This is a genomic window from Plesiocystis pacifica SIR-1, from assembly GCF_000170895.1.
Taxonomy (GTDB): Bacteria; Myxococcota_A; Polyangia; order Nannocystales; family Nannocystaceae; genus Plesiocystis; species Plesiocystis pacifica.
Genome location: NZ_ABCS01000007.1, coordinates 57,499 through 77,205, shown reverse-complemented (window position 1 = coordinate 77,205; position 19,707 = coordinate 57,499). Strand labels below are relative to the sequence as shown.

Sequence of the window (19,707 nt, the reverse complement as noted above, 5' to 3'; positions counted from 1 at the left end):
CCATGACGGCTAAAGTAGAAAGGGACTGTGAATTGATTCACAGTCCCTGAGCCCGCTCGGGGGCGCACACGCTCGCGAGCAAGAGCTCGTCGATGGTCTCGCTGGCGAGGGCGCCGTGGCTGGCCGAGGTGCGGACGGAGGCGGCGAGGCGGCGCAGCTGCTCGGGGCTCAGGTCGAGGCCGAGGGCTTGGGCCCGCGCCCCGAGCACGCTCGCGCCGGTCATCTCGTGGCCCGCGAGCAGCCTGCGCTCGACGCCCATGAGCTGGGGGTCGACGAACTCGTAGCTGCGACGGTCGCGGAGCATGGCGTTGGTGTGCACGCCGGCCTTGTGGGCGAAGCTGTTCGCGCCGACCAGGCAGCTGTTGCGCGGGATCTCGACCCCGAAGGCGTCCGCGACCGCGCGGGTGAGCAGGGGCAGGAGCTCGAGGCGAAGGCGCCCGTGGACCGCGTCGGGGTCGTGGACCAGCAGCGCGGCCACGAAGCCCTCGAGCGCGGTGATGCCGTTGCGCTCGCCGAGGCCGAGGACGGTGACGTCGACGTGCGTGGCCCCGGCCTCGCGGGCGAGCAGGGCGTTGGCCACGGCGCAGCCCGTGTCGTTGTGGCCGTGAAACTCGAGGTCGAGGTCGAAGCGCTGGCGCAGCCGGGCGAAGCGGGCCTCGACGGCGCGGGGGTGGGCGACGCCCACGGTGTCGGCCAGGCCGACGCGATCGACCCGGACGCGGGAGGTCACGGCGCCGCAAAAGCGCTCGAGCTCGGGGACGGGCGTGCGGAAGCTGTCCTCGGGGGTGATGCGCAGCTCGAGCTCTGGGCGCAGGGCTCGGGCCAGCTCGAGGGCGCCCACGGCGATCTCGATGAGCTCGTCGAGGGAACGGCCGAGGCTCGCGTGGCGCAGCAGGGGCGAGCAGGGGATGAACAGGTTCAGGCCGTCGACGCCAGTGTCGACGGCGGCGCGGATGTCCTCGGGGTGGCAGCGGACGTGGGCGAGGACGCGGGTGCTGCCGAGGTCGAGGCCGGCCAGGCGCCTCGCGTCCGCGCGGGCGCGCTCCGAGCTGACGGGGTTGCCGACCTCGATGCAGTCGACGCCGAAGGCCGCGAGCAGGGCCGCGATGTCGAGCTTGCGCGCGCTGTCGACGGGGCGGGTGTCGGACTGCAGCCCTTCGCGGAGCGTGGAGTCGACCAGCCGCACGGGCGCCAGCGCGGCTCGAACTTCATTCAGGTGGCTCTGATCCAAGTCCATGGCGACCCCTTTCGGAAGTGCGCCAATAGAGCATGCAGATCCAAAAAAAGTCGAGGGAATGTGGTCCCCACGTCGCCCCCAATTGATTTGGGAACAGTCTGACCCAAGTATGCTCGTTCCCGCGCGAGGATGTTGCGAAAGCATGGCGAAGGCCAGGCCTTTGGATCGTTGTCCGCGCCCGAGCGATCGTGCTAGGCCACGCCATGACCCGGCCTTCGATGTCGCTTGGTGCCTGGTTGGCCCCCCTCGGCCTGCGTCCCCACCAAGACGCGCCGCTCCGAGAATTTCGCATGGGCATCGACCCGGTCGGGGCGGGGGACGTCGCGGTCTGGATCCCCTCGCACCCGCGCATGGGCCTGACGCGGCCCGAGGACGCTCTGGCCCAGGGGGCGGCGGCCGTGTTGACCGACGACCGCGAGCTCGCGGCGAGCGACCCCCGGATCGTGTTCGTGCCGGCGCTCGCGGACGAAGTCTCGGGCTTGGCGGCGAGCTTCTACGGCCACCCGGGCCGCGCGCTGAAGGTGGTCGCGGTGACCGGGACCTGCGGCAAGACCTCGACGACCTTCTTCACGGCCCAGCTCGCCGACCGCGTGGGCCTGGGCGCGGCGGTGATGGGGACCCTGGGCATGGGCCGGCTCGGCGACCTGCGCGACAGCGGCCACACCACGCCGCAGCACGCGATGCTGCAGCGCGAGCTGGCCCGCTACGTCGACGAGGGCCTGGGTCTGGTGGCGATCGAGGCCTCCTCGGCGGGGCTCGAGATGGATCGCCTCGGCGGGGTGCCCATCGACGCCGGCGTGTTCACCATGCTCGGGCGCGACCACCTCGATCGCCACCGCACCATGGAGGCCTACGCCGCGGCGAAGTGGCGGCTGTTCGACGCCTACGCCCCGGAGTTCGCGGTGCTCGGCGCAGACGATCCGACCGGCGAGGCGTGGGCTCGAAGGCTCCGAGAGCGCTGCGCGGTCACGGTCTTCGGCGCCGAGCCGCGCCCCGAGCTCGACCTGCCCCGCGTCCACATCGAGGGCCTCGAGCAGCAGCGCGCGGGCCTGGGCGTGCGCCTGGCTTCGACGTGGGGCGAGGCGGCGGTGTCGATCCGCGCGCTGGGAGCTTTCCAGGCCCACAACCTGGCGGCCGCCCTCGCGACCCTGGCGCGGCTGGGGGTCCCCTGGCCCGAGCTGGTGGTGGCTTGCGAGGGGCTGTCGGGCCCGCCCGGTCGGATGGAGCCCTACGCGGCCCCGGGAACTCCCCTTTGCCTCATCGACTACGCCCACACGCCGGAGTCGCTGACCTTCGCCCTGGACTCGGCGCGCGCGCTGGCCCCTGGGGGGCGGGTGTGGTGCGTGTTCGGCTGCGGGGGCGGGCGCGACTCGGGCAAGCGCGGGGAGATGGGCGCGGCGGCGGAGGGCTCGGCGGACGTCGTCGTGGTGACCACGGACAACCCGCGCCACGAAGACCCGGAGGCGATCGCGGCGGCGGTCGTGGCAGGCATGGAGACGCCCTCGCGGGCTCGGGTCATCGGCGAGCGTGGACAGGCGATCACCCGCGCCCTCGACGAGGCCGCGCCCGAGGACGTCGTGGTGGTCGCGGGCAAGGGCCACGAGCGGGTGCAGATCTTCGCGGATCGGCGCGTGGAGTGGTCGGACCGCGACTTTGTCGCAGCCTACATGGGCGCGCGCGGAGGCTGAGCCGCGCTCAGAGACTGTGAGTGACTCACAGTCCCTGACGATTTTAGCCGTCGTGGACGACGCCACGCCCTCCCTGCCCCACGTCCACGACTCAGGGACTGTCAAGGAATCCACGCCCCCGCTTGCGGGGGCGACCACATGCCCTCTCAATGGCACGAACTCCATTGCCCACCAAGCCAAAGCGGAGGAGCGGACAGCGACGAAGCGCCCCCGGTCCCAGGCGGCTGTGGGGGCAGAGCTACGACATGCACGTGTTCGCCGTCGCCAGCCGGGGCCCCTCGGCCAACCCCCACATCTGGCTCGAGCACCCGGCGTGTCTTTGACTCGCACGCCGTGACAACCGCCGCGGGCGAGCGGCCAGGCGCGAGCAGTCTGCTAGCTTGGGGGCATGACGCTCGCCGCGGGGACCTACACCCTCGAGTACGGCGGCGAGTCGACGAGCTTCGAGGTGCCCTCGGCCGGCGAGATGGCGACCCTCAACGGCGGCTGCTCGATCTGAGGCTCAGTTTGCCGGGGCGGTGGCTTCGGGAGCCGCCGGAGCCTCGGGTTCGGCGAGGGGCGCCTTGGCTGGGGCCGGCGCGCTCGGTGCCGTCGGCGATGGCTGGGGCGTGGGCGTCAGCGCCGAGTCGTCCTTGACCCGGACGCAGCGGCCGCGGACGCGGGTCTTCTTGACCACGATGTTGACGGCGATGAGCGGGACGACGATCCGGCGCACGCGCTCGTGGGGGAGGATCAGGCCGTCGCAGTCGTTGCTCTCGGCGGCCTCGAAGTAGGCGCTCTCGTAGAGCTCCGGGCCCGTGCGCACCGAGCCCACGGGGAACCATAAGATGTAGACCTGCGTCGAGGACTCCTCGGCCTCGACGCTCTTTCGGACCTCGTACTCCTCGCGCTCGAGGGCCTCGATCTCTGGGGAGGTGTCACCGCTGAGGCTGACGGACTGGGAGGCTCGGAGCTGGCGAGAGCAGCCGGAGCCGAGGGCGAGGGCGCAAGCGAGCCCGAGGGTGGTGACCGTTCGGGCGCCGGGGGAGGCGGGCGAGAGCATGGCCGCACTCTACCCCTCCGATGGCGTACACTCGGGCGCGATGAGGGCGATCAGCAGGTACAACGTCGGCGTGTTCGGAGAGGCGGCGTCCAACGGCGTGCGCGCGGTCATCAACCTGATGGCGGACGATGGCCCGCGCCTGGCCCTGGGTCGGCTGAGCTTCTACGACGACGGGGTCTCGGTGCCAGCGGACGGCGAGAGCGAGGACGGGCTGATCCTCGTGAACCTGCCGATGAGCGCGTTCGCGGGCGTGGTCGCGCTGCTGCAGCATGACCGCCCGGTGAAGCTCGGCCTCGTCGGTGGCCGCGGAGTGCTGCGCACGGGCGAGTGGGAGCGCGTCGGCGAGACGGAGCTCGGCCAGGGCGGCTGAGCGCAATCGAGACGGAGCTGACACCTCAGCTCGACACGGGGACCGACGGGGAGGCCTGGCGAGCGCGGGACTGCCTGGTCCAGTCCGGGCCACGACGCGATCGGAAGATCAGTATTCGTGGGCTCGGACCGAGGGTTCGGCGAGGGGCCCCGCGTGAGCCTGCGCATGTTTCGCTTTGCCCCTCACGTGCCGTTTTGAACGGTCAAAAAGGGCAATTGCAAAATCCATTGCACGCACCTCGTGACCCCCCGAGGCTCCGAAGCTCCAATGCCCCGAGTCGCGGGGCCGGTCGCGAGGGTGGGGTCGATTGGATCCGCATCCGTGACCCCAAAATAAGCGTCGACCATGCACGATCATGTGTCGCGAAGCCGGGAGCAAAAGTGATACGCTCCGCGCCGAGATGGGAAAAGAAGCCTCCGTCGCCCCCAAAGAACGCGTCAACATCGTCTACAAGCCGGCTGGCGATGCACAAGAAGACGTCGAGCTGCCGCTGCGCATCATGATGCTCGGTGACTTCACCGGCAAGGCGGACGACACGCCCGTCGAAGAGCGCAAGCCCGTCAGCATCGACAAGGACAACTTCTCTGACGTCCTCGCCAGCCAGAACCTCGGCGTCGACATCAACGTGCCGGACACCCTCTCGGGTGAAGAGGGCGCGGAGATGGGCGTCAGCTTGAAGTTCAAGTCGATCAAGGATTTCACGCCCGAGGGCATCGCCAACCAGGTCCCCGAGCTCAAGCAGCTGCTCGCCCTCCGCGAGGCGCTGACCGCCCTCAAGGGCCCTCTGGGCAACGTCCCGGCCTTCCGCAAGAAGATCCAGAGCCTGCTCGACGACGTGTCCGCGCGCGAGAAGCTCATGGCCGAACTCGGCGTCAACAAGGGCGAGGGCTGAGCCTCGAACTCGTCAGTCACCACTGCGATCGATTTAAAAGGAACACGGTAGTTTCATGAGCACCGAGACCCAAAACGAAGGCGCACAAGCTGCAGGCGAAGGCTCGCTCTTCGACCAGATCCTCGCCGAGACCAAGCTCTCCCCTGGCGACGAGGCCTACGACGTCACCAGGCAGGGCGTCCAGGCCTTCATCGGCGAGATGCTCAAGGGCCGCGAGGGCAAGAAGATCGACAAGGCGGCCGTCGACGCGATGATCGTCGAGATCGACTCGCGCCTGAGCGCGCAGATCAACGAGATCCTGCACCACAAGGACTTCCAGGCCATGGAGTCCTCGTGGCGCAGCCTCAAGTACGTCATCGACAACGTCAACTTCCGCGAGAACGTCCGCGTCAACATGCTCTCGGTCCAAAAGGACGAGCTGCTCGAGGACTTCGAGGACGCCCCCGAGATCACCAAGTCGGGCCTCTACCGCACGGTCTACTCCGCCGAGTACGGCACCTTCGGCGGCCGCCCCTACGGCGTCATGTGCTCGCTCTACGAGTTCGACGGCGGGCCGCAGGACATCGAGCTGCTGCAAAACTGCGCCGCCGTGGCGACCATGAGCCACGCGCCCTTCCTCGGCAACGCCTCGCCCAAGCTGTTCGGCATCGAGAGCTACGAGGAGCTGCCCAAGCTCAAGGATCTGCAGAGCCTGTTCGAGGGCCCGCAGTACGCCCGCTGGCACTCCTTCCGCGAGAGCGAGGACGCCCGCTACGTCGGCCTGTGCGCCCCGCGGATGATCCTGCGTCAGCCCTACGGGCCCGACGACGTCCCGGTCAAGTCCTTCAACTTCGTCGAGGACGTGATCGACCAGCACGACAACTACCTGTGGGGCCTCAGCTCCATCGCGATGACCGTGCGCGTCGCCGACAGCTTCGCCAAGTACCGCTGGTGCCCGAACATCATCGGCCCGACCTCCGGCGGCGCCGTCGAGGGCCTGCCCCTGCACCAGTACAAGCAAGGCGGCGAGATCCAGACCAAGCTGCCCATCGAGTGCCAGCTGACCGAGCGCCGCGAGTTCGAGATGGCCGAGGAGGGCCTCATCGGCCTGACCATGCGCAAGGGCAGCGACAACGCGGCCTTCTTCTCGGCCAACTCGGTCCAAAAGCCCAAGGTGTTCCCGAACACCCCCGAGGGCAAGGCGGCGGAGACCAACTACCGCCTGGGCACCCAGCTGCCCTACATGTTCGTCGTCACCCGCCTGTCGCACTACATGAAGGTGCTGCAGCGCGAGCAGATCGGCTCGTGGAAGGAGCGCTCGGACCTGCAGCGCGAGCTCAACACCTGGATCAGCCAGTACGTCGCGGACATGGAGAACCCCGCCCCCGACGTCCGCTCGCGTCGTCCCCTGCGCAAGGCCTCGATCACCGTCGAGGACGTCGAGGGGCAGCCTGGCTGGTACAAGTGCTCGATGAAGATTCGCCCGCACTTCAAGTACATGGGCGCCTCCTTCGAGCTGTCCCTGGTCGGTAAGCTCGACAAGGACTGATCCCCACGGATCACACGGAGGCTCCCTGCGCAGTTCGGCGTGGGGGGCCTTCGTTCGTCTGGCGCAGCCACGCCCACGCCGAGGCTGCAGCCAGCACCGCCGCCATCGCCTGAGCCCTCCTCCGCGTCTTCGACTCCCAGCTCACCCAGCCCACCCAGCCCCACGACCCCATGGATCGTCAAAGCATCGACGCCCGCATCGCTCCCCTCCTCGCGCCGATCCCCGGAGCCTCTCCGGGTGGCGAGGCAGCCAACTACGATCCGCGCCACGAGGAGCTGCGCCGCGAGGTCGCCAAGCTCGAGTCGCCGACCAGCGGCATGCCCGACTGGACCATGGTCGCGCGCGTGGGCATGGAGCTGCTGTCGAGCAAGAGCAAGGACTACCTCATGGCCTGCTACGTGGCCTGGGCGTGGTTCGAGAACGAGGGCCTCGAGGGCCTGGTCGCGGGCGTGGGGCTGCTCCACGGCATCGTCGAGCAGTACTGGGACAACGGCTTCCCGCCGAAAAAGCGGATCCGCGGCCGGGCCAACGCCGTCGACTGGTACATGGGGCGGCTCGACAACGCGATGACCTCGATCCAGGTCGCGGGCAAGGACCGCGTCGCGGTGCTCATGCTCGAGAAGATGGCGCCCGCCTTTGCTCGGGTCGTGCGCGAGAAGTTCGCGGATCGCTCGCCCGGGATGCGGGCGCTGACCGACGGCGCGAAGCGGCTGGTGATGAGCCTGCCCGAGGCTTCGCCCGAGGAGCAGGCCGCGGCCGAGGCTGCGGCCGCGGCGGCACCAGCACCCGCGGCTGCGCCCGCCCCTGCACCGGAGCCTGCGCCCGCGCCGAAGCCAGAGCCTGCTCCCGTGGCAGCTCCGGAACCCAAGCCGGAGCCTGCTCCCGTGGCAACACCGGAGCCGAAGCCAGCTCCCGTGGCAACACCGAAGCCGGAGCCGGCTCCCGTAGCCGCACCGGAGCCGAAGCCGGCTCCCGTAGCCGCACCGGAACCGGCTGAACCGAAGCCCGAGCCGAAACCGGAGCCGGCTCCCGTGGCCGCACCGGAGCCGAAGCCCGAGCCGGAGCCGAAACCGAAGCCGGAGCCGAAGCCGGAGCCGAAGCCGGAGCCGAAACCCAAGGCTGCCGAGCCGCCGCCTCCCCCTCCGCCGCCGCCCGAGCCGGCCAAGCCCGAGTACCCGACGAGCGAGTGGACGCCCCGGGTCGAGCACTGGCTCGCGCCGATCTCCGACGCCAAGCCGGCCGGCGAAGAGACCCGCTACGACGACGACCACACCAAGGTGCGCCAGGAGGTCGAGAAGCTCGAGTCGATCACCGGCGGGCAGGTCGACTGGAAGCTGGTCAAGCGGCTGTGCGACAAGCTGCTGCGCGAGAAGACCAAGGACCTGCTGATCGCGTCCTACCTGGCCCGGGCGCTGTTCGAGCTCGACGGTCTCGACGGCCTGGTCACGGGCTTCGCCCTCCTCGGCGAGCTGCCCCTGCGCTTTTGGGACGAGATGTTCCCGCCCAAAAAGCGCGAGCGTCGACGGGCCAACGCGCTGAGCTGGCTGTTCGAGCCGGTCGAGCGCAAGGTCAGCGAGCTGCAGCCCACGGCCAAGGACTCGAAGGCCATCTACGAGCTCGAGGCGGTGTCGAAGCACATGTTCTCGACCATCCGCCAGAGCTTCGAGAAGCACTCGCCGGGGACCCGGGGCGTCCGGGACGCGATCACCCGGGCGAAGATGTCGGCCCCGCCTCCGCCCAAGGAGGAGCCCAAGCCTGCGGCGGCGCCGAAGCCCGCAGCGGCGGCGCCCAGCCCCGCGGCGGCGGCCAAGCCCGCGCCCGCGCCCGCGCCCGCGTCGGCAGCCCCGGCCAAAGCCGCCGAGCCCGAGAAGCCCGCGTTCGACTCGGCCGGCCTGGCCAAGCAGTGGATCGAGCCCATCCCCGGCGACAAGCCGGCGGGCGCCGACGCCCGCTACGAGCCGGAGCACGAGGCCGTGCGCACGGAGGTCGGCAAGCTCGAGTCGGTCACCGGCGGCGAGGTCGACTGGAAGGCGGTCAAGCGCGACGCGACCGCGGTCCTGACCCAAAAGTGCAAGGACCTGCTGATCGCGTCCTACCTGACCCGGGCCCTGCACGTGCTCGGCGGCCTCGACGGCCTGGTCCAGGGCATGGCCGTGCTCGCCGAGCTTGGCGAGCGCTACTGGGAGGACATGCAGCCGCCCAAGAAAAAGGAGCGGCGCCGGGCCAACGCGCTGAGCTGGCTGTTCGAGCACCTCGAGCGCGACATCGCCGAGATGCAGCCGACGGCCGCGGATCGGCCCAAGGTCGCGGCCTTGCAGCTGGCCTTCAAGGAGCTGCAGTCCAAGCTCGGCAGCAAGTTCGAGAAGGTCGCTCCGCCCACGCGCGGGCTCCGGGACGCGCTCAAGCGCCTCGAGATGTCGCTGCCGGCGGAGCCGAAGCCGGAGCCGAAGCCGGAGCCCAAACCCGAGCCGAAGCCGGAGCCGAAGCCGGCGGCTGCCCCGGCGCCGAAGCCGGCGGCTGCTCCCGCGGCGGCTGCTCCTGCGGGGGCGGCCGTGACCGTGGCCGCGCCCAAGGGGGCCGCGGCCCCGACCGACGCGGCCGAGGTCATCAAGTACCTCAAGACCACGGGCGTGGACTTCCTCAAGACGGCGAACCTGCTGCGCGGGGCGAACGTCGGCGACGCCATGGCCTACCGGCTGTTCCGCATCGGCCTGTACCTGCACATGACCAAGGCGCCGCCGCCCCAGCCCAACGGCAACACCCGCATGCCGCCGCCGCCGCCCGACGTCATGAAGCGCCTCGGCGCGCTCAAGGCCAACGGCAAGTTCGACGTGCTGGTCAAGGAGGCCGAGAGCACGCTGATGCGCGCGCGCTTGGCCCTCGATCTCCACTACTACACCGCGCAAGGTCTGCAGGGGCTGGGCCACGGGGAGGCCCTCGACGCGGTGATCGACGGAGTGCGTTCGCTCATCGGACGAATGCCTACGCTCCTCGCCCTGAAATTCAACGAGGGCACCGAGATCTGCGGACCCGACACGCGGGCGTGGATCGAGTCGGAGGTGTTCCCCGACGAGGGCGGCGGCGGAGGTGGACCGGGGGGTCTGCCCCCGGAGATCACCGAGCAAGTCGCCCGGGCCAAGAAGAGCATCAGCGGGGGCAACCTCGACGAGGGCCTCGAGATCATGAAGGCCCAGATCAACCGGGCGTCGAGCGGGCGCAGCGAGTTCCTGATCCGCCTCGACCTCGCGGACATGGTCATGGGCAAGGCCCCCCGCCTCTCGCTGGGGTTGTTGTCGTCCCTGGCCGCCGAGCTCGAGGGGCAGCAGCTCGATCGCTGGGATCCGGAGCTCACGGCTCGCTGCTTGCAGGGTCTGCTCCGAGTGCAAAAGACCGCGGCGAAGGCCAAGCCTCCGCTGACCACCAATCCTGCCTTCGAGCGTCTGTGCCGTGCCGATCCGGTGACGGCCAGCAAGGTTTGATACGCCGGTGGTGCGCGGGTGAACCGGCGCCCCGGTGGGGGGCGCCGTAGCCCTGGATGGGGTGCCAGTGACCCCCTACTGATCGAATCCGACGTGGAGCCGCCGATGCTTTTCCGCTAGGCTTGGCGCGCCATCGAGGCCCGCGGACGCAGTCGGCGTTCGTGCGCAGCCCGGGGCGGTCGCTCTCCATGTCCAACGCCAGCGCTCGCGAATCTTCCCATGTCCACTGGTTGCTGATGGGCTCCCTGTCGCCCACGCCCACTGGACGCCGCTTCGCGTTGGACACCGACAGCTTCAAGGAGTCCTTCGCCGCCGCGCAGCTGGGCGCCAAGGTCGACGTCGGCCCGGCGATCGGAGCCGCGGGTGCCTTCGAGGTCGAGCTGAGCTTCGCGAAGCTCAAGGACTACTCGCTCAAGCACGTGCTCGCCTCGGTCCCGGCGCTCACGACCCTGCGCAAGCTCGCCGACGACCTGGGCGGCCCGAGCTCGCGCCGGCCCTCGCCGGACGCGGCCGTGGCCAAGGTGGTCGAGCTCGTCGGCGACGGCCCGCTCGCGGCGGAGCTGCGCAAGGTGTTCGCCGGCGACGAGTCCGAGGCAATTCCCGAGCCCGCGCCCGCGCCCGAGGTTGAGCCCGAGGCGAAGGCTGGCGGGGACTCGGACGACCTCGTCGGGGAGATGCTCGCGGCCAACGAGCGCAAGGCCGAGGCGACCCGCAACGAGAGCGCGCGGGCGGTCGACTCGTTCATCTCGGCGCTCCGCGGCAGCAAGCCCAAGGCGGGCGCCAAGCCCACCCCGGCGCACCGTCGGGCCCGGGAGCTCGTCGAGACGGCGGTGTTCGGGGCGATCTCGGCGCTGCTCAACGATCCGGGCGTGACCGAGCCCGAGGCGCTGTGGCGCGGGCTCAAGCTCGTCGTCGCCGAGGCCACGCGCCGCGCGAAGATGTACGTCGAGATCGTCGACGTCGGCCCCGAGGGCCTCGAGCAGGTGATGCGCGAGAGCCTGGACGAGGAGCCGATGAACCGGCCCGACGCTTACTTTTGCTTTGACCGCGTCGAGGATCCCGCGCGCCTGCAGTCGCTGGCCTCGACGGCCGAGGACCTCCACGCCCCGCTCGTGACCTCCGTGGGCCCCGGCTTTTTCGGGGTCGAGGACGCCGAGGACGTGATCACGGCCCTGCGCGACGCCAAGCCCGATGGCATGAGCGCGCTGCCCGAGGGCTGGGCGGAGCTGACCCAAGACGAGGTCTCGCGCTGGCTCGCGGTCACCACCAACGACGTGGTGGTCGCGTCCGAGGGCGCGGGCGCGGCCCGGCGAACGGTGCTGGGCTCGTCGGTGTTCGCCGTGGCGGCGATGTTGGCGGCGAGCTTCCGGCACACGGCCAGCTTCGCGCGGGTGCTCGGCAAGGAGGGCTCGCTCCGCATGCCGGGGCTGCGAGAGGTGCAGAGCGGGCGCGAGCAGGGCAGCACCGTGCCCACGGCCGCGTTTGTGTCGATTCGTGCGCAGGCTGAGCTGGGGGCCCTGGGAATCATCGGGCTGGGTAGCGGTCGCAACAGTGACGCGGTCGTGCTGTCCGAGATCCGCACCGCCCGTCGCTCGAAGGACGCCGTGCCCCTGCCGGCCCAGATCCTCACCGGGCGGCTGGTGCGCTTTGGCCTCTGGGTCCGCGACCAAATCCCCGCTGGCTCGTCACGCCAGGAGGTCGAGGACCTGTTCGAGCAGGCCGCGACCGTGTTCCTGTTCCCGGGACTGGGCGGTGGCGCTCAGCTCAACGCCGGCGTCGTCGAGGAGGGGGATCAGACCATGATCCGACTCGTCGCCGCCGTCGAACCCCGACTCGCAGGCGTGCCCTTCGAGGTCGGCTTTGATCTTCCGCTCACGGTGGCCCTCGCCGATTGACGGCGGCGGGCTTGCCTTGACAGCCAAGTGCACTCAGACCTAACGTCAGCACCACCAGGGACGACGATTTAACCGGATAGGAAGCAGCGAAAACATGTCAACGATCACTCACGTCCACCTCACCGCCAACGGAACCCACATCGACGGCGAGCCCACCGAGTCCGTGCGCGGTGACGGCAACTCCATCGAGGCCGTCTTCTACGAGGACTCCGTCGCTTCGGCCATCGAGGCCGCGACGGCCAACTACGCTGGCCGCCGCAAGCACCACCCCATCAAGATCCGCAAGCGCGTCGACATGGCCTCGCCCATCCTGTTCAAGGCCCTGTGCAACAACGAGGTCATCGAGGGTGAGTTCAAGTTCTTCCGCCCCGACCGCGACGGCATGGGGGAGATCGAGCACTTCTACACGGTCTCCATCAAGAAGGGCCGCATCGCCTCGATCACCGTGACCTCGCCGGACTGCCTCGACCCCGATAACACCTCCGAGCCGGCCACCGAGGTCGTCGAGATCGTGTTCCACACCATCACCAAGACCTACGTGGCCGATGGTAAGGAGCACACCGACAACTGGGCCGAGTCCTGAGCCAACGCGCTCGCGCTCGAAAGGGGTCGCCATCTGGCGGCCCCTTTTCCGTTTAACGCAGACGGCACTACACTCCGCCGATGGCCGAGGCTCCGGCAGCGCGCGAGACGACGCCGACGACCCCGTCGGCTCCGAGCCCGTGGCGCTCGTGGCTGCGCCCGATCGCCGCTTTCATCGTCACCTTCGTGGTGCTCGCCAGCTTCGCCGGGGGTGAGCGCCTGCGATCGGCGAGCGCCAACAACCACTACGCCCACCTCGCGCAGTCGTGGCTCGACGGCACCCTCGAGCACGAGGGGAAGCCCAAAGGCTGGTGCACCAAGGAGCTGCGCCGGGCCAAGCAGTGCAAGCGCAACCGCCACGACGACTGGGCGCGGGTGTGGACGCTGAGCCTGCGCGACGGCTCGACGGTGCGGGCCCACAAGTGCCGGACCGAGGCCTGCGACGCGCTGCGCAAGCGCGGCGTCGAGGGCTGGCTGACCCTCGGCCGGGGCGCGCAGCTGCTCGAGCTCGGCCGCGGGGAGATCGTCGAGCGTCGGGAGACCTGGTACGTCAGCTTCCCGCCGACGCCGGCCCTGGTGATGCTGCCCGCCGTCGCGCTGTGGGGCCCGGAGGGCACGCCGGACGTGCTGCTGACCTGCCTGCTCGCGGCCTTGATCCCCGCGGTGCTCCTGCGCCTGTTCGACCGCGAGCGCGGCGAGCAGCTCGAGCACCTGTTCGCCGCCGGGGCCTGGGCGCTGGGTAGCCCGGCGCTGTTGTTGGGTAGCCACGGGGAGGTGTGGTTCACGGCACAGATCGTGTCCGCGCTGTGCCTGGCGCTCTACGTGTCCATGGCCTGGCGCTGCCACCGACCCTTGCTCGCGGGCCTGGCCCTGGGTCTGGCCGTGGGCGCTCGGCCGCACGTGGCCGTCGCGGTGGTCTTCTTCGCCCTCGAGTGGTGGCGCGAGGGCCAGCGCCAGGACCAGAGCCTGCGCGAGCGCGCCCTGGTGGCGCTGCGCTTCGCCGCGCCGATCGTGGTCATCGGCTCGGCGCTCATGGCCATGAACTGGGCGCGCTTCGCCGACCCCTTCGAGTTTGGCCACCGCTTCCTCGACATTCGCTGGCAGCGACGCATGCAGGAGATCGGCATGTTCGCGCCGGACTACCTGGGCCGGAACCTGCGCTGCGCCTTCACCTTGATGCCGACCTGGGCCCACGGCCCCGGGGCGCTGCCGGAGCTCCTGGGCGGGCCGAAGTCGGACCTGGCGGCCTGGGTGCCGCGGGTGTCGATCCACGGCTCGAGCATCTTGCTGGGGTCGCCGTGGGTGTTGCTGACGGCCTTCGCCTTGCGCCCGCGGGCTGAGGGCGAGGACAGCCCGGCTCCGCAGCGCTGGGGGCTGCTCTTGGCCGCGGCGGCGGTGGCCGTGCCCTCGCTGCTCTACCAAAACAGCGGGCAGCTCCAGTTCAGCTACCGCTTCGCCGTGGACTGGCTGCCCTTCGCGTTGCCGGCCCTGGTCGTGGCCGGGGGAGCGGGGAGCTCCAAGACGCCCTGGGGCGTGCGCGTGCGCTGGCTGTTCCTGGCGCTGGTGCTCGCGGCGGCGGCCTGGCAGCTGCACGGCGCGTGGTGGTTCGACCGGGCGCCGGGGCGCTTGTTCGTCACGGACTCGGCGGGCTGGCCGTTCGAGTCCGAGCTGCGCTAGCAAGCTCCTGAGACAGCTTCGGTTTCGCTCCTTGGCCGCGACGCGCAGCGACGCACCTGACGACGCGCGGCGATTTTCAGCAGCTTGCGAGTCGTGTCTTCGACACGGGATGGGCGGCTGGAGTTTCACGGCGAACTCGCGCCATGCTCACGCCCTCGTCGCGAAGCCTGGAGCCGCCAGGGAGAGTCTCAAGCGTCGAGATGATGCGCCGAGCCACGCTGACGATCCCGACCCTGATGATGAGCCTGACCTTGGCCCTGGCCCCCGCGTGCGAAGGCAGCGACGAGGAGGGGCCCGAGGAGGCGGCCGGGGACACGGAAGAGGGAGACGGAGACGAGGGCGGCGACGTCAACGTCGACGAGGGCGGGGACGATGCCGGCGACGACGCGGGGGACTTCGGCGGTGGCGACGACGGCGAGCCCATGGGCTGCGTCGTGCACGAGACCGAGGACGCGTGTTCGAGCGCGGCCGGTTGCAACGCCGTCTACGGCTCGCCGCTGGTCGAGATGGGCGAGGGCAGCTGGTGCACCGACGCCGAGGAGTACATCGGCTGCGTCAACGCGGGCGACCTGTGCCCGCCGCTGATGAAGGTGCTGTGCGGGGGCGAGGACGAGCTGTGGCAGACCGACCAGTGCGTGCCCTCGAACCTGACGGCGTGCACGGCCCCCGGGGACATCACGGGCCCTTGTTGAGCCGGGCCTTGGTCGCGTCGTAGAGGGCGCGCATGGCCGCCTCGACCTGGGCGCGGAGCTCGGGCTGGGTCAGGGTGTCGGTGTCCGCGTCGAAGTTGGCGTGAAAGCGCGGCACGGACACGCTGGCCACGATCTCGCCGCCTTGGTAGGGGAGGCTCGCGCTGGCCTGGCCGAGCACGCTGGCGCCCCCGCGGCCGCCCGGGGAGGTCGCGAGCAGGACCATGGGTCGCCCCTGGTAGACCTTGTTGTCGATGCGCGAGGCCCAGTCGAACACGTTCTTGTAGGCGACGGTGTACGAGCCGTTGTGCTCGGCGAAGGACACGACGACCGCGTCGTTGCGCGCGATGGCGTCGAGGAAGGCCTGGGCCTGGGGCGGCGAGCCGAGCTGCGCCTCGCGGTCCTGGGTGAACAGCGGCATCTCGTAGTCGTTGAGGTCGAGGCGCTCGATCTCGATGGGCACGTCGAGGCTCGCGTCGGCGGCCAGGGTGCGGGCGGCGTACTCGGCCAGCCTTCGGTTGATGGAGGTCGAGTGGGCGGACGCGGCGAACACGAGCAGCTTCATGAGCGCTGCGATGGTACCCGCGCGGGCGAGCCCGCTTCAGTTCCTGCGGTGGACGTGCACGGGGACCCGCTCGAGGGCGCAGGCGGGGTCCAGCCGCCCACAGTCTGCGGCGAGGTGGGGCTCGTCGTCGGGTCGCCGGTGGGCGAAGTAGGCGTCGAGGGCGGCCTTGGCCCGGGGGTCGTCTTCGCCGTGGAGGGCGGCGAGGGCCAGGGCCTGGCTGCGCAGCAGGGCCTCGTCGCGGGGGCGCAGGGCGAGGCCCGCCTGGGCGACGGCGAGGGCTCGAGCGGGGCGGTTGGCGCTGCCGAGGGCGGTGGCGAGCTCGGAGGCCAGGCCGGGGGACTCGGGGTTGCGCTCGAAGGCTCGCTCGAGTGGTTCGATGGCCTGCTCCCAGCGCCACACCTTGGCCAGGGCGCGGCCGCGGAGCAGGTCGGGGTAGGGGTGGTCGGGCATCAGCGCCTCGACCTGGTCGGCGAGGGTGAGGGCTTCTTCGACCCGGCCCTGGCGCGCCGCGACGGCGCCGAGGGTGGCGAGGATTCGGGCGCGGGTCTGGGCGAGGCGCGCGGGGTCGTCGAGCTCGCGCTCGGCGGCCTCGAGGGCGGCCTCGAGGGCCTCGCGGGCCTCGGGCAGGCGCTCTTGGAGCTGGTGGCTCAGGGCGACGCCGAGCTCCCACAGGCGCTCGCAGTCGGGCGCCGCCGCGGGTGTGTCCGGCCGGGTCACGAGTTCACCGAGCGCCAGCTGGCCCTCGGCGATCGCGGTGGTCGGGGGCGTCGCGCAGGGGTCGAGGCGCTCGCCGTTGCGCTCGGCGCTGGTCCTGAGCGCGGCCTGGCCCGAGGCGCTGCGGCCCCCCTCGCAGGTCCGCGCGGCCAGGGCCAGGCTGCGGCTGCGGTGGAGCAGGCGCGCGCGCACGCGGACGCCTCGGTGCCCGGGCGGGAGCTCGAGGGCGTAGCGGACCGCGACGGCGTCGCGCGGGCCGATGGTGTGGTCGAAGGCGACGGCGCGCAGGCGCTCGACCTCGCGGGCGGAGATCAGCGCGCCGTTTTCGTCGACCGCCCCGGCGCGCAGGCGGTGGACCTCGGCGGGGGCCTCGGGGCGATCTTGGAACTCGCCGATGACCGCTCCGGCGGCGTCGAGGATCTGCACGGCGATCCACGTGTCCTGGGCGTCGCGGGTGCCCCCGGGGAAGCGGTGCCCGACGGCCCGGTTGCGCACGACCACGTCCACGCGCAGCTCGCCCCCGAGGGCGAGGGCCTCGGGGCTCAGCCCGCGGCCGAGCAGCGCCGCCTGCCCGTCGAGCTTGACCGCGGCCACGTCGACGCTCGCAACATCGCTCAGAAAGGCTTGGATCTGCGCGAGGGTCTGGGGGTCGTCGCGCATGGCCGCGAGGTAGCTGTGCCCGCCGAGGAAGCGGTGGCTGACGAAGCGCCCCTGGGCGTCGGCGGCCGCCTCGTCGAGGGCCGCGATGGCCGGGTCCGCCTCGGTGGTCGTGGCCATGTGGCAGTCGACGCAGTCGGCCTCGTCCACGGGCGTGTCCAGGCGCAGGCGCGAGCCCGAGTAGCTCGAGTCGCGCCACGGGCCGAGCTCGTCGGTGCCGCCGAGGTGGTGGGGGTGGCCGGTCTCGACCCCGACGAAGGCGCGGTGGCAGGCCCCGCACTGGTCCCGCGCGGCCCCCCGGGTGACGGCGCGGCGGTGGGCCCCGAGCTCCCCGGGGGCCCCGCCGTCGGCGTCGCTGGGCAGGACCATGGCCGCCGACGCGAGGGTGTAGCTGCCGTTGCCGTCGGGGCGGGACTCGGCCACGCCGTGGCAGCCCCGGCAGGCGACGCCGACGTGGGCCCGCGGGTCCTTGGCGAGGGAGCCCGGCGTGTCCATGACGCCGTCGACGAGCAGGGCCGGGTCGTGGCAGCCCGCGCAAAAGCGGCTCGCCTCAGGCCCGCCCTCGGCCTCGCGGAAGCGGGCGATGGAGGCCCGGTAGATCGGGTTGTTGAAGCTCGCGTAGGCGTGGGCGCTGGTGCGCCACTGGGCGACGATCTGCTCGTGGCAGGTCCCGCAGGTGTCGACGTCGCCGAGGGTGTGGCCGTCGAGGGGCGCGGGCCCGGGGGCCCGGGTGGTCAGCGCGGGCGCGAACTCGCCGTCGTCCTCGGGCAGGCGCGCGTCGGGCACGGGGCCCTCGACGCCGCTGCCAGCTTCGGTTGGGCCCTCGTCGCTCGGGTCGACCTTGGGCGTCGCCGTGGTCGGCCCCTCGCCCTCGACGGTGGTGGTCTTCGAGCAGGCCAGGCCCACGCCCGCGCACAGGCTGAGCGCGAGGGCGAGACCGAGGGGGACGCGGTGGAGGGCTGGATCGCGGCGGCGCACGCAGGTCGGACCGTGGTCGGAGGGGTTGGTTCGCTCAGCCCTGGCGACGGCGGCGGTGACGGAGCAGGGCGCCGAGCCCGAGCAGCCCCAGGCCGCCGAAGGCGAGGCCCCAGGGCGAGGACGAGCCGTCCTCGGTGGTCGAGCAGTGGGCGCAGCCGCCCTCGCTGGCGTCGGCGTGGACGCTGTCGCCCCCGCCGCGCTTGCGCTTGCCCGCGTGCGGGACCTTCTCGGCCTTGGGCGGCCCGGCCAGGCCGAGCTCGTCGTGGGTCGCCGCGGTCACGAACTCGTCGAGGCCAGCGTCGCGGGCCACGAAGGCCAGATCGCGGGCGACCTTGGTCTCCTGGCGGTGGTTGGGCGGCCCGCCCCACACCCCAAAGCGCGGGTTGGCGCAGGCGACCGGCCCGTCCCAGTAGTGGCGGATGATGTAGCGCGACTGGAAGTTGCTCTCGCCGTAGTCCGCCGGCCGCGAGCCTCGCTCGAGCACGCCGTTGTCCTGGAGGAACTCCCGGCCGCCGACGATGGGCTCGGCCTCGCGGAACACCAGGTCCTCGCCGAGGGCCTCGCGGTCGTAGCGGGCGTGCAGCCGGGTCAGGGTGAACTCCGAGGACAGGCCCCACTCGTTGGTCAGGTTGCCCTGCTGGTCGAAGTAGTCGGCCATGCTAGGCAGCACGTCGGCCCCGAGCACGCGCAGCTCCTGGCCCGAGAGCGCGGGCACCGGGCAGGGGTCGCAGCTGCTCGCCGACCAGCTGTACTCGGTCACGATCGCTCCGGGGTTTTGGGCCACGGTGTGGTCGTAGAGCGAGGCGTAGAACTGGCCGAAGCGCTCGCGGGTCTCGTTGTTGACCTCGAGGTTGGTGGGGATGGTGACGTTGGGGTAGTTGGCCAGCTCGTAGCGCTGGCGCTGGCCGAGGATGTGGATGATCAGGTCCTGGTCGCCGTTGGCGTTGATCAGGCCCAGGCGCACGGGCAGGGAGAAGGTGTCGCTGTCGTAGTGGAAGCGCAGGGGCGAGAGCTGGGCCTGGCCGTTGGCGTCGAAGCGGACTTTTTGCGCGTCGACCTTGGCGACGAAGAACTTCATGCCGCTTTGCACGTAGGGCCCGAGCACGTCCGCGGCGCCCTCGGGGATCGAGTAGCCGTTGTCGCGCAGCCAGCTGTCGAGGCCGGTGCTGTCCTGGGCGCCGAGGACCACGATCTCGTACTCGCCGACGGTGAACTCGGCCTCGATGGTCACGCCGTAGTCCGCGTCGCCCTCGGCCTCCGAGGGCGGCATCGAGCTCTCGACGGCCATGGACTTCATGGCCCGGCTGCGCTTGGGCCTGGGCGGGCGGTAGCAGGGGTCCTGCTCCCAGTACTCGACCAGGCGCGGGGCGGCGAGCTGGTCGACGCGGTCGAAGACGTCGCGCTCGAGGGTCAAGACGTCGGCCTCTTGGAGCACGACGGGCACGGGCACGACCATGGCGAAGTCCTCGGTCGGGCCCTGGTAGTTGTTCTGCATGGCCAGGACCGTGCGCTTGCCGTCGCGCATCATCACGACCATGGTCGCGTTGTTGTAGAGCTCGGCGTCGGCTCCGGCGACGTAGAAGCCGCAAAAGGCCTCGGCGCTGCTCGGGGCGGTGACCATCGCGGCGGCGGGGAGGGCGAGGGCAGCGGCCAGGGTCAGGCGCGAGGCCCAAAGACGGAGGCGGGGGGAGGCGGGGCGCGGGTCGTGCATGGC

Annotated in this window: 14 protein-coding genes; 9 read left to right on the top strand and 5 right to left on the bottom strand. The window is 71.2% G+C overall.

The features are described 5' to 3' along the window. Positions 1–37: 37 nt before the first annotated feature. Positions 38–1,237 (bottom strand): homocitrate synthase/isopropylmalate synthase family protein, encoded by a 1,200-nt coding sequence (locus PPSIR1_RS05300; RefSeq protein ID WP_045115410.1) that lies wholly within the window; start codon positions 1,235–1,237, stop codon positions 38–40. 290 nt (positions 1,238–1,527) lie between these two features. Here PPSIR1_RS05300 and PPSIR1_RS05295 point away from each other — a divergent pair, with 290 nt between their 5' ends. Next, complete coding sequence (locus PPSIR1_RS05295) at positions 1,528–2,925, top strand: Mur ligase family protein (RefSeq protein WP_157595213.1); 1,398 nt, start codon at positions 1,528–1,530, stop codon at positions 2,923–2,925. A gap of 502 nt (positions 2,926–3,427) precedes the next feature. Here PPSIR1_RS05295 and PPSIR1_RS05290 read toward each other — a convergent pair. After that, positions 3,428–3,967: a hypothetical protein gene (locus PPSIR1_RS05290; protein ID WP_006969957.1), complete on the bottom strand. Its 540-nt coding sequence runs from the start codon at positions 3,965–3,967 to the stop codon at positions 3,428–3,430. Between the two features lie 40 nt (positions 3,968–4,007). On the opposite strand from PPSIR1_RS05290, the gene PPSIR1_RS05285 reads away from it, so the two are divergent. The 8 genes from PPSIR1_RS05285 to PPSIR1_RS05250 all read left to right on the top strand — a co-directional run bounded on the left by PPSIR1_RS05285 (position 4,008) and on the right by PPSIR1_RS05250 (position 15,082). Beyond that, positions 4,008–4,337: a hypothetical protein gene (locus PPSIR1_RS05285; RefSeq protein ID WP_006969956.1), complete on the top strand. Its 330-nt coding sequence runs from the start codon at positions 4,008–4,010 to the stop codon at positions 4,335–4,337. 400 nt (positions 4,338–4,737) lie between these two features. Further along, complete coding sequence (gene tssB / locus PPSIR1_RS05280) at positions 4,738–5,229, top strand: type VI secretion system contractile sheath small subunit (RefSeq protein ID WP_006969955.1); 492 nt, start codon at positions 4,738–4,740, stop codon at positions 5,227–5,229. Positions 5,230–5,284: 55 nt separating this feature from the next. Next, positions 5,285–6,757, top strand: coding sequence for a type VI secretion system contractile sheath large subunit (gene tssC / locus PPSIR1_RS05275; RefSeq protein ID WP_006969954.1), 1,473 nt, complete (start codon positions 5,285–5,287; stop codon positions 6,755–6,757). Positions 6,758–6,927: 170 nt separating this feature from the next. Further along, a complete protein-coding gene (tssA, locus tag PPSIR1_RS05270; protein WP_006969953.1) occupies positions 6,928–10,236 on the top strand; it encodes a type VI secretion system protein TssA in 3,309 nt (1,102 codons plus the stop codon). Between the two features lie 236 nt (positions 10,237–10,472). Further along, positions 10,473–12,131: a type VI secretion system contractile sheath domain-containing protein gene (locus tag PPSIR1_RS05265; protein WP_006969952.1), complete on the top strand. Its 1,659-nt coding sequence runs from the start codon at positions 10,473–10,475 to the stop codon at positions 12,129–12,131. 94 nt (positions 12,132–12,225) lie between these two features. After that, positions 12,226–12,714: a type VI secretion system tube protein TssD gene (gene tssD / locus PPSIR1_RS05260; protein ID WP_006969951.1), complete on the top strand. Its 489-nt coding sequence runs from the start codon at positions 12,226–12,228 to the stop codon at positions 12,712–12,714. An 80-nt stretch (positions 12,715–12,794) separates the two neighbouring features. Continuing rightward, positions 12,795–14,390, top strand: coding sequence for a hypothetical protein (locus tag PPSIR1_RS05255; RefSeq protein ID WP_006969950.1), 1,596 nt, complete (start codon positions 12,795–12,797; stop codon positions 14,388–14,390). A gap of 200 nt (positions 14,391–14,590) precedes the next feature. Continuing rightward, the gene (locus PPSIR1_RS05250) at positions 14,591–15,082 is read left to right on the top strand and encodes a hypothetical protein (RefSeq protein ID WP_006969949.1); all 492 of its coding nucleotides are present in this window, start codon (positions 14,591–14,593) and stop codon (positions 15,080–15,082) included. Here PPSIR1_RS05250 and PPSIR1_RS05245 read toward each other — a convergent pair. The 3 genes from PPSIR1_RS05245 to PPSIR1_RS05235 are packed head-to-tail and all read right to left on the bottom strand — an operon-like array spanning position 15,066 to position 19,704. Then, positions 15,066–15,644: an NADPH-dependent FMN reductase gene (locus PPSIR1_RS05245; protein WP_006969948.1), complete on the bottom strand. Its 579-nt coding sequence runs from the start codon at positions 15,642–15,644 to the stop codon at positions 15,066–15,068. The two genes, PPSIR1_RS05250 and PPSIR1_RS05245, sit on opposite strands and share 17 nt — an antisense overlap. 36 nt (positions 15,645–15,680) lie before the next feature. Next, positions 15,681–17,993: a multiheme c-type cytochrome gene (locus tag PPSIR1_RS05240; RefSeq protein WP_006969947.1), complete on the bottom strand. Its 2,313-nt coding sequence runs from the start codon at positions 17,991–17,993 to the stop codon at positions 15,681–15,683. Positions 17,994–18,027: 34 nt separating this feature from the next. After that, a complete protein-coding gene (locus tag PPSIR1_RS05235; RefSeq protein ID WP_006969946.1) occupies positions 18,028–19,704 on the bottom strand; it encodes a DUF2330 domain-containing protein in 1,677 nt (558 codons plus the stop codon). Positions 19,705–19,707: the final 3 nt, after the last annotated feature.